Here is a 10,441-nt window from a genome sequence, read left to right on the forward strand (position 1 = left end):
TTCATAGTGTTTCGGTGGTCATAGCGTAGGGGAAACGCCCGGTTACATTCCGAACCCGGAAGCTAAGCCTTACAGCGCCGATGGTACTGCAGGGGGGACCCTGTGGGAGAGTAGGACGCCGCCGAACTCCTTTTTGAGCTCTGGCTCTTGGGCGTACAGCCCGAGGGCCAGAGCTTTTTTGCGTTGAGGTAAGGTCAGGGAGCATCGTTGGCTCGTTTCCCCACAGGAGGCCCCCGGGTGGAGGTCCAGGAGACTCGCGTCCAGACGGACCGTGTCCTCACCATCCCGAACATCCTCAGCATGGCGCGGCTCGTCGGCGTGCCGCTCTTCCTGTGGCTGATCCTCAGGCCCGAGTTCGGTGGCCCGAAGAGCGATGGCTGGGCCCTGCTGGTGCTGGCCTTCAGCGGTGTCAGCGACTACCTGGACGGCAAGCTCGCGCGGCGATGGAACCAGATCAGCAGCCTGGGCCGGCTTCTTGATCCCGCCGCCGACCGGCTCTACATTCTCTCGACTCTGGTGGGGCTCACCTGGCGTGAGATTCTGCCACTCTGGCTGACCTGCGTGCTGCTGGCGCGGGAGCTGGTTCTGCTGGTGATGGTGGGCATCCTCAGGCGGCACGGCTATCCGCCGCCGCAGGTGAACTTCCTGGGCAAGGCGGCCACCTTCAACCTGATGTATGCCTTCCCGCTCCTCCTGCTCAGTGACGGAACTGGCTGGATCGCGTCACTCGCTGCTATTTTCGGATGGGCGTTCGCCGGATGGGGTACAACGCTGTATTGGTGGGCAGGAGTCCTCTACGTGGTACAAGTCCGCCGCCTGGTCCGTGCGGACGCCATGGCCGATTGAACTCGCTGATTGGCACGCGCATGGCGGCGTGATGGCCCGCAGGGAAAAAGTGCGGGGCAACTCTGGCGGGTGAAGTCGGCTAGACCGTCGTCTCTTCGAGGAGGACGCTTCCGACATGAAGGCCGTCGTGATGGCCGGGGGCGAAGGCACCCGCCTGCGCCCCATGACCTCAAGCATGCCCAAGCCGCTCCTGCCGGTGGCCAATAGGCCGATCATGGAGCACGTTCTGCGGCTGCTCAAAAAGCATGGGCTCAACGAAACCGTTGTGACTGTCCAGTTCTTGGCGTCACTGGTCAAGAACTACTTCGGTGACGGCGAGGAGCTCGGGATGGAGCTCACCTATGCCAATGAGGAGAAGCCACTCGGTACCGCCGGAAGCGTCAAGAACGCCGAGGAGGCCCTGAAGGACGATGCCTTTCTCGTCATCTCCGGCGATGCGCTGACCGACTTCGACCTCACCGAGCTCATCAATTTCCACAAGGAAAAGGGCGCGCTCGTCACGGTCTGCCTGACCCGTGTGCCGAATCCGCTGGAGTTCGGCATCACCATCGTGGACGAGGAAGGAAAGGTCGAGCGCTTCCTGGAGAAGCCGACCTGGGGGCAGGTCTTCTCGGACACCGTGAACACCGGCATCTATGTGATGGAGCCCGAGGTCTTCGACTACGTCGAGCCCGATGTGCCCGTCGACTGGTCCGGTGATGTCTTCCCGCAGCTGATGAAGGAAGGCAAGCCCATCTACGGCTTTGTCGCCGAGGGCTACTGGGAGGACGTCGGCACCCACGAGAGCTATGTGAAGGCGCAGGCCGACGTCCTGGAGGGCAAGGTCGACGTCGACATCGACGGCTTCGAGATCTCCCCCGGTGTGTGGGTGGCCGAGGGAGCCGAGGTGCATCCCGATGCCGTACTGCGCGGGCCGCTCTACATCGGCGACTACGCCAAGGTCGAGGCCGGCGCCGAGATCCGTGAGCACACGGTGGTCGGTTCCAACGTCGTCGTGAAGAGCGGCGCCTTTCTCCACAAGGCCGTCGTGCACGACAACGTGTATGTGGGGCCGCACAGCAATCTGCGCGGCTGCGTTCTCGGGAAGAACACCGACGTCATGCGGGCGGCGCGGATCGAGGACGGTGCCGTCATCGGTGACGAGTGCCTGATCGGTGAAGAATCGATCGTCCAGGGCAATGTCCGGGTCTACCCGTTCAAGACCATCGAGGCCGGTGCCTTCGTCAACACCTCGGTGATCTGGGAATCCAGAGGACAGGCGCATCTCTTCGGCGCCCGCGGTGTCTCCGGGATCCTGAATGTCGAGATCACCCCGGAGCTCGCCGTGCGGCTGGCCGGTGCCTATGCGACGACCCTGAAGAAGGGCTCGACGGTCACCACGGCCCGCGACCACTCCCGAGGTGCCCGTGCGCTGAAGCGGGCGGTGATCTCCGCGCTGCAGGCCAGCGCCATCGACGTACGCGACCTGGAGAACGTGCCGCTGCCCGTGGCCCGGCAGCAGACCGCACGGGGCAGCGCCGGCGGCATCATGATCCGGACGACGCCCGGGGTGCCGGACTCCGTCGACATCATGTTCTTCGACGGGCAGGGCGCCGATCTTTCCCAGGGCAGCCAGCGCAAGCTGGACCGGGTGTTCGCGCGGCAGGAGTACCGGCGTGCGTTCCCCGGCGAGATCGGTGATCTGCACTTCCCGTCGAGCGTCTTCGACTCCTACACCGGGTCGCTGCTGCGCAATGTCGACATCACGGGGATCGCGGAGTCCGGGCTGAAGGTGGTCGTCGACGCCTCCAACGGCAGCGCTGGTCTGGTGCTGCCGAGCCTGCTCGGCAAGCTCGGGGTGGACTCGCTGACCATCAACCCCGGACTGGACGAGTCCCGGCCGACCGAGACGGCCGACATGCGGCGCTCCGGGCTGGTACGGCTCGGGGAGATCGTGGCATCCTCCGGTGCCGCGTTCGGCGTGCGCTTCGATCCGGTCGGTGAGCGGCTGTCGCTCGTCGACGAGAAGGGGCGGATCATCGAGGACGACCGCGCCCTTCTCGTGATGCTCGACCTGATCGCGGCCGAGCGGCGCAGCGGCCGTGTGGCGCTTCCGGTGACCACCACCAGGATCGCCGAGCAGGTGGCCGCGTACCACGGCACGCAGGTCGAGTGGACCACCACCTCGCCGGACGACCTCACGCGCGTGGGCGGTGAGGAAGGCACGATCTTCGGCGGCGACGGCAAGGGCGGCTTCATCGTCCCCGAGTTCAGCAGTGTCTACGACGGCACCGCGGCCTTCGTGCGGCTGATCGGGCTGGTGGCGCGGACGCAGCTCACGCTCAGCCAGATCGATGCGCGCATTCCGCGAGCGCATGTGATCAAGCGGGACCTGGCGACCCCGTGGGCCGTCAAGGGCCTGGTCATGCGGCGGGTCGTCGAGGCGGCCGGAGACCGCTTCGTGGACACCACCGACGGTGTGCGGGTGGTGGAGACCGACGGGCGCTGGGTGATGGTGCTGCCCGACCCCGCGGAGGCGGTCACACACCTGTGGGCCGAGGGGCCCGACGACGCCTCCGCGCAGGCGCTGCTCGACGAGTGGTCGGCGGTCGTGGACAGCGCGGGACGATAGAGGTAGGCCACCCGTAGGCCCGTAGAGGCGCAGTACGCGCGCGTGCCGGACAGGGGGACCTCAGTGGCCCTGTCCGGCACGCGGGCAGGGCCGTTCGAAGGCAGTGGCCGCGGCGTGCGACGATGTGCGGCATGCCGCAGCAATCCCCCGTTCGGAGCACCCCCCAGCGGCTCCCGCGCCCGGATGCGTCGATGTCGTTGCTCACCAACGTCATGGACCACAGCCTCGACGACGGCTACGCCGAGGCCGCCGCGCGGAAGAAGGCCGAGGGGGAAGGCGGGCTGCCGAAGACCCTGAGGGCCAAGCTGGGTCTCGCCGTCGGGCTGGTGCTCGCCGCGCTGGTCGTCACCGTCGGGGCGGCTCAGGCGCGGGTGGCCGCTCCAGTGGTCGCCAAGGAGCGCGAGGAGCTGATCGACCGGATCGATCGGGAGACCGAGGCCGCCGACCGGCTCGAGGACAGCGTGGACGAACTGCGGGCGGACGTCGGCGCCCGGCAGCGCGAGGCGATCGGGCACGGCGGCAACAGCGACCGGTCCGAGCTGGTGGGGATCCTGTCGGGTGCCGTGGCGGTGCAGGGCCCCGGGGTGAAGCTCGTCGTCGACGACGCCAAGGACACGAGTGCCGGCGGGGACGGTGATCCGCGCTCGACCTCCGGGTTCTCCGACACGGGGCGGGTCCGCGACCGTGACATGCAGCGGGTGGTCAACGGCCTGTGGGAATCCGGCGCCGAAGCCGTCTCGATCAACGGGCAGCGGCTGACGGCCCTGTCGGCGATCAGGGCCGCGGGAGACGCGATACTGGTCGACAACAGACCGCTGGTGCCGCCGTACACGGTGCTCGCGGTGGGGGACGGCCGGAATCTCAGCGACCGGTTCCAGAACAGCGCGGACGGGCTGTATCTGCACGCCCTGCAGGAGAACTACGGCATCCGGACCGCCATCTCCGTGGAGGACGACCTCCGGCTGCCCGCCGCACCCAGTGTGACCGTACGAACCGCACAGCCGATATCTGCATCCGAGAAGGGCACATCGTGATCGCCGTACTGGGCCTCGTCGTGGGAGTCGTGGCCGGCCTGTTGGTCCGGCCCGAGGTTCCGGCCGTCGTCGAGCCGTATCTGCCGATTGCCGTCGTGGCGGCGCTGGACGCCGTCTTCGGCGGGCTGCGGGCCATGCTCGACGGCATCTTCGACGACAAGGTCTTCGTGGTGTCGTTCCTGTCGAACGTGGTCGTCGCCGCGCTGATCGTGTTCCTCGGCGACAAGTTGGGCGTGGGGGCGCAGTTGTCCACGGGTGTGGTGGTCGTCCTCGGTATCCGGATCTTCTCCAACGCCGCGGCGATCCGCCGCCACGTGTTCCGGGCGTGAGGCCGATGAGCGAGCACGAGCACGAGCACGAAGGCGAACGCGAGCAGCGGGCTCCCGAGCGGGCGGCCGGGCATGCACCCGCGGCCTCGTCCGCCCCCTCACCCGCCGGCGGCCTGCGCAAGGAGCTGCCCGAGGAGGTTCCGGCCGACGAGGCGGCCGCGGAGGAGACCCCCGCGCAGCAGGCCGGGCCTCAGCTCACCGGGCGGCAGCGGCTGATCAAGGGCCTGTGGCCGCCGCGGGTCACTCGGGCCCAACTCATCGTGGCACTGCTGCTGTTCGGCCTCGGCTTCGGGCTGGCGGTCCAGGTGGCCTCCAACAGCGACAGCGACAGCGCCCTGCGCGGGGCACGTCAGGAAGATCTCGTCCGCATTCTCGATGAACTCGACGACCGCACACAGCGTCTTGAGGACGAGAAGCAGGGGCTCGAGAAGCAGCGCGACGAGCTGGAGAACAGCTCCGACCAGGCCGAGGAGGCCCGCAAGCAGAGGATCGAGAAGGAACGGCAACTCGGCGTGCTCGCGGGCACCGTGGCCGCGCAGGGCCCCGGCATCACGATGACCATCGAGGACACGAAGGGGACGGTCGAGGCGGACATGCTGCTCGACGCCATCCAGGAGCTGCGCGCTGCCGGGGCGGAGGCGATCCAGGTGAACGGGGTGCGGGTCGTCGCCGACACCTATCTCACAGATTCCGGCAACGGAGTGAGCGTCGACGGGAACAAGATCACCGCGCCCTATCGTTTCAAGGTCATCGGCAAGCCGCAGGACCTGGAGCCGGCGCTCAACATTCCCGGAGGCGTGGTGCAGACTCTCGAGAAGGAACAGGCCACCGTGGCCGTGGAGCGGTCGACCAAGATCGTCGTGGATGCCTTGCGAGCGGCGAAGCGGCCTGACTACGCTCGGTCGTCCTCCCAGTGAACCGGGGGTGCATGGGGGGCGTCCGGCGAGGGCATGAGGTTGCGGGGGGTCGGCGCACCGATTGGGTGGTGCGTGGTGGAAACTGTCTGGTGGATACGGACGTTGTGAGGATGTCCGGGTCGGCCAGTGTGTTCAGTCAGGGTTCGTCCTGCCCCACGGGCGGGTCTGTTTCGGTCAAGGGGAATCGCCCGTGAAGTTGTTTGCGAAGTTGTTCGGCAAGAGCGCGCGAGAGGGCAGCGACAACGCGACCGCTCGTCATCGCGCACAGCCCGACGCGGAAGGGCAGCGTCCGCTGTTCCGGGACGAGGTCGGCGGTCAGGGCGCGCCGTCGGTTGACCCTGCCCAGCAGGGCGGCATAGGTTTCGGACAACCGTCGACCTCAGGTACGGGTGGAGACTTTTCGGACCCGTACGCGTCCCATGCCCCCGGTGGGCAGCCGCGGCAGGAGGATCCGTCCATGTCGGCCCTGGTGTGTACGAGGTGCGGTAACCGCAACGCGGAGAACAGCCGCTTCTGCTCCAACTGCGGCGCCCCGCTGAGGCCCGGAGTCGCCCCGGAGCGCTCGTCCGAGACGACGTCCACCATCTCCATCTCCGGTATCGAGGCCTACGACGCCGAAGTCACCGGGCAGACCCAGATGCCCGCGCTGTCCCCCGAGGCGCAGGCGGCCGTCGACGCGCTGCCCGTGGGTTCCGCGCTGCTGGTCGTGCGCCGCGGTCCGAACGCCGGCAGCCGCTTCCTGCTCGATGGGGACCTGACCACGGCGGGGCGTCATCCGCAGAGCGACATCTTCCTCGACGACGTGACCGTCTCCCGGCGGCACGTGGAGTTCCGCCGCAGCCCGGACGGCTCGTTCACGGTCGCGGACGTGGGCAGCCTGAACGGCACCTACGTCAACCGCGAGCGGATCGACCAGGTCGCCCTGTCCAACGGCGACGAGGTGCAGATCGGCAAGTACCGGCTGGTCTTCTACGCGAGCCAGCGGGGCTACTGACCCTCCCCGGACGCCGACCGGGGACCCGAGGGAAGGCCCATGCTTCACACACCGAGCGGCGGTGCCGGGCACGGTACCGCCGCAGCGGAGACCGGACTGATGAGCATCGGCACGGTGCTGAACGTGCTGCGCGAGGAGTTCCCCGAAGTCACCATCTCCAAGATCCGCTTCCTGGAGTCGGAGGGGCTGATCGAGCCGCAGCGGACCCCCTCGGGGTACCGCAAGTTCAGCGCGGCCGATGTCGAGCGCCTCGGCCATGTGCTCAGGATGCAGCGGGACCTGTATCTGCCGCTCAAGGTGATCCGTGAGCATCTGGAGGCCCTGGAGCGCGGTGAGACCGTCCAGCTGCCGGTGGTGGGCCGTCAGCGCGACGCCGATGCCGGTGAGGCGGCCTCCGGGGCGCCCACGGCCGCCCGGATCGGGCGGGACCAGCTGCTCGCGGCCGCAGGCATCGGGGAGCGGGAGCTCGCGGAGTGGGAGTCGTACGGCCTGCTCACCCAGGTGGAGGACGGGGTCTACGACGCCGAGGCGGTCACCGTGGCCGGGCTCGTCACCGAGCTGGGGCGGTTCGGGATCGAGCCCCGGCACCTCAGGGCGATGAAGGCGGCCGCCGACCGGGAGGCCGGCCTGGTGGAACAGGTCGTCGCCCCGCTCAGACGACACCGGAATCCGCAGACCAGGGCGCATGCCGAGGCCCGTGCGAAGGAGCTGGCCGGGCTGACCGTGAAGCTGCACGCGGCACTGGTGCAGACGGCGCTCGGGGTGCGCCTGCCCTGATCACGGGTCTCCGGGCGGCCCGATCGGCCACCCGTTCCCGGCCCGACTACCCAAACGTCCCGAGCACGGCCTAGGGTTGCTGTGTGAACGAGCTCGATGTCGTAGGTGTCCGGGTCGAAATGCCCTCCAACCAACCGATCGTGCTGTTGCGTGAAGTGGGAGGGGACCGTTACCTCCCCATCTGGATCGGACCGGGGGAGGCGACGGCCATCGCCTTCGCCCAGCAGGGCATGGCTCCCGCACGGCCGCTGACCCACGACCTGTTCAAGGACGTGCTGGAGGCAGTCGGCCAGGAGCTCACGGAAGTGCGCATCACGGACCTGCGTGAGGGCGTCTTCTACGCGGAGCTGGTGTTCGCCAGCGGGGTCGAGGTGAGCGCCCGGCCGTCCGACGCCATAGCGCTGGCGTTGCGCACCGGGACGCCGATCTACGGCAGCGACACGGTGCTCGACGACGCCGGTATCGCCATCCCGGACGAGCAGGAGGACGAGGTGGAGAAGTTCCGCGAGTTCCTCGACCAGATCTCGCCGGAGGACTTCGGGACCAGCAGTCAGTGATCGCCGGCATGTCACGCGGGGGCGCGTAGACCCGGCGGCCGGCCGAGGCCATTCGGCTAGCCTTTCCCCGTGGAGGGGCACGCCAAACCACTCTTAGGGTGATTATCACTCGGCGTGCCGAGTGTGGCGATCGTTGACGCACCCTTGGTGACTGCCTACCTTCGAGGAGGCAGGTCAAGGACGGAGGTCGGCGTGAGAAGCAGCGGCGACGGTACGGTGGGGGGTGCCCCCGGGCGCAGTCTCGGGGCGGGCGGGCCGTACCCTCCTCCCGGCGCTCGGCTCCGGTCGAGCAGGGGCTACCCCGCTCAGAGCAGCGCCGCCGATCATGCTCCGCAGCGGCCGACAGCGGTGCCGGACAGCGGAGGGGCGGCGTCCATGGCGTCCGAGCAGATCGGCTATCGAGGGCCCACGGCCTGCGCGGCCGCCGGCATCACCTATCGGCAGCTCGACTACTGGGCCCGCACGGGGCTCGTCGAACCGAGCGTGCGGCCCGCCTACGGGTCGGGGACACAGCGGCTCTACAGCTTTCGGGACGTCGTCGTCCTGAAGATCGTCAAGCGCTTCCTCGACACCGGTGTGTCGCTGCAGAACATCCGCACCGCCGTGCAGCATCTGCGCGAGCGCGGCTTCCGCGATCTGGAGCGCATGACGCTGATGAGCGACGGCGCCACCGTGTACGAGTGCACCTCGCCGGACGAGGTCCACGCGCTGCTCCAGGGCGGTCAGGGGATCTTCGGGATCGCTGTGGGTGTGGTGTGGCGGGATGTCGAGAGCGCGCTGTCCCAGCTGCACGGGGAGCGCATCGACACGGGGGAGACGCTGGTCGGGCACAACCCGGCGGACGAGCTGGCACGGCGGCGGAACCGGGCGGTCTGAGGGCGTCGGCCGAGGGCACCGCCCGAGCGCGGAGTGGCCCCGCCGGGACGTGCGGCAGGGCATTGTCAGTGGTGTAGGGCAGCATCGGAGATGTGAGGTCCGCGCCTACGATCCTGCATCTCGACATGGATGCCTTCTTCGCCTCGGTGGAGCAGGCGTCCAAGCCGAGCCTGCGCGGGAAGGCCGTCATCGTGGGCGGGCTGGGGCCGCGCGGGGTGGTCGCCACCTGCTCCTACGAGGCGCGGGTGTTCGGGGTGCATTCGGCGATGCCCATGGCCCAGGCGCGGCGGCTGGCGCCCAACGCCGCGTATCTGGTGCCGCGGTTCGCGCTGTACCGGTCGATCAGCGAGCAGGTGATGGGGTTGCTGCGGGCGCTGTCTCCGCTGGTGGAGCCGCTGAGCCTGGACGAGGCGTTCGTGGACCTGGAGGCCGGAGGGGCGGCCTGGGACGAGCGGTCGGCGCGTCTGGCCGGGGCGAAGCTGCGCGCGGACATACGGGCGGTCACCGGGCTCACCGGGTCGGTGGGGCTCGCCGCCTCCAAGATGCTCGCGAAGATCGCGTCCGAGCAGGCCAAGCCGGACGGGCTCGTGGTGATCGAGCCGGGGACCGAGCGGGCCCTGCTGGGACCGCTGTCGGTGCGCACGCTGCCGGGGGTGGGGCCGGCCACCGGCGATCATCTGCGGCGTGCCGGGATCCATACGGTCGACGAACTCGCCGAGGCGGGCGAGGACGAGCTCGTGCGGCTGCTCGGCAAGGCGCACGGGCACGCGCTGTACGCCATGGCGCTGGCGCGGGACGAGCGGCCGGTGGTGGCGGAGCGGGAGGCGAAGTCTGTGTCGGTCGAGGACACGTACGACGTGGACATCCATGACCGGGTGCGGGTCGGGATGGAGGTGCGCAGGCTCGCCGACCGGTGTGTGAGCAGGTTGCGCGGGGCGGGGTTGTCCGGGCGGACCATCGTGCTGAAGGTGCGGCGGTACGACTTCTCGACGCTCACGCGGTCCGAGACGCTGCGGGGGCCGACGGACGATCCGGCGGTGGTGCGGGAGGCGGCGGCGCGGTTGCTGGACTCGGTGGACACGACGGGCGGGGTGCGGCTGCTGGGTGTGGGGGTGAGCGGGCTGGCCGACTACACGCAGGAGGATCTGTTCGCGCAGGCGGCGGGGGAGCGGGAGGAGACGGCGGGCGGCGAGGAGGCGGAGGTGGTGGCTGCCGAGGAGGAGGCGGCGGCGCCGGCGGAGCGGCGTTGGCCGGCGGGGCATGATGTGCGGCATGCCGTGTATGGGCATGGGTGGGTGCAGGGGAGTGGGCTGGGGCGGGTCACGGTGCGGTTCGAGACGCCGGATTCTCCGCCGGGGCGGGTGAAGACGTTTCGGGTCGATGATCCGGAGCTGGAGCCGGCGGAGCCGTTGCCGCTCGTGGCGTTGAGACCCGGGGAGGCTGACGTCGGCGAGGTTGCTCGGGGCTCGGGCGCCGGCGGTCTGTGAGCGGAGTGCCGGT

General features: G+C 69.2%; 10 protein-coding genes and 1 rRNA gene. All 11 read left to right on the forward strand.

Going from position 1 to position 10,441, the window contains the following annotated elements; genetic code table 11:
• Nucleotides 1-10 precede the first annotated feature (10 nt).
• Nucleotides 11-127: ribosomal RNA gene (gene rrf, locus N4P33_RS27175) — 5S ribosomal RNA — on the forward strand.
• 110 nt (nt 128-237) lie between these two features.
• Entirely contained in the window at nt 238-846 is a 609-nt protein-coding gene (locus N4P33_RS27180) for a CDP-alcohol phosphatidyltransferase family protein (protein ID WP_260829434.1), read from the forward strand.
• A 115-nt stretch (nt 847-961) separates the two neighbouring features.
• Complete coding sequence (locus N4P33_RS27185) at nt 962-3,457, forward strand: mannose-1-phosphate guanyltransferase (protein WP_260829435.1); 2,496 nt, start codon at nt 962-964, stop codon at nt 3,455-3,457.
• A 122-nt stretch (nt 3,458-3,579) separates the two neighbouring features.
• Entirely contained in the window at nt 3,580-4,491 is a 912-nt protein-coding gene (locus N4P33_RS27190) for a DUF881 domain-containing protein (protein WP_260829436.1), read from the forward strand.
• Nucleotides 4,488-4,820 carry a small basic family protein gene (locus tag N4P33_RS27195; protein ID WP_003988855.1) on the forward strand — a complete coding sequence of 111 codons (333 nt, stop codon included), beginning with the start codon at nt 4,488-4,490 and terminating at the stop codon, nt 4,818-4,820. Before N4P33_RS27190 ends, N4P33_RS27195 begins: the two co-directional genes overlap by 4 nt.
• A 5-nt stretch (nt 4,821-4,825) precedes the next feature.
• Entirely contained in the window at nt 4,826-5,737 is a 912-nt protein-coding gene (locus tag N4P33_RS27200) for a DUF881 domain-containing protein (protein ID WP_260829439.1), read from the forward strand.
• 61 nt (nt 5,738-5,798) lie between these two features.
• Nucleotides 5,799-6,731, forward strand: a complete 933-nt coding sequence (locus N4P33_RS27205; protein WP_260829440.1) for a zinc-ribbon and FHA domain-containing protein — start codon at nt 5,799-5,801, stop codon at nt 6,729-6,731.
• 39 nt (nt 6,732-6,770) lie between these two features.
• On the forward strand, nt 6,771-7,508 hold the full coding sequence (locus tag N4P33_RS27210; RefSeq protein ID WP_260829441.1) for a MerR family transcriptional regulator: 738 nt from the start codon (nt 6,771-6,773) through the stop codon (nt 7,506-7,508).
• 83 nt (nt 7,509-7,591) lie between these two features.
• Nucleotides 7,592-8,065, forward strand: a complete 474-nt coding sequence (locus N4P33_RS27215; RefSeq protein ID WP_026253112.1) for a bifunctional nuclease family protein — start codon at nt 7,592-7,594, stop codon at nt 8,063-8,065.
• A 192-nt stretch (nt 8,066-8,257) separates the two neighbouring features.
• Nucleotides 8,258-8,941, forward strand: coding sequence for a MerR family transcriptional regulator (locus tag N4P33_RS27220; RefSeq protein WP_260829443.1), 684 nt, complete (start codon nt 8,258-8,260; stop codon nt 8,939-8,941).
• Between the two features lie 92 nt (nt 8,942-9,033).
• Nucleotides 9,034-10,428 carry a DNA polymerase IV gene (locus tag N4P33_RS27225; RefSeq protein WP_260829444.1) on the forward strand — a complete coding sequence of 465 codons (1,395 nt, stop codon included), beginning with the start codon at nt 9,034-9,036 and terminating at the stop codon, nt 10,426-10,428.
• The last annotated feature ends 13 nt before the right edge of the window (nt 10,429-10,441 follow it).

Source organism: Streptomyces sp. 15-116A, assembly GCF_025290915.1.
GTDB lineage: Bacteria > Actinomycetota > Actinomycetes > Streptomycetales > Streptomycetaceae > Streptomyces.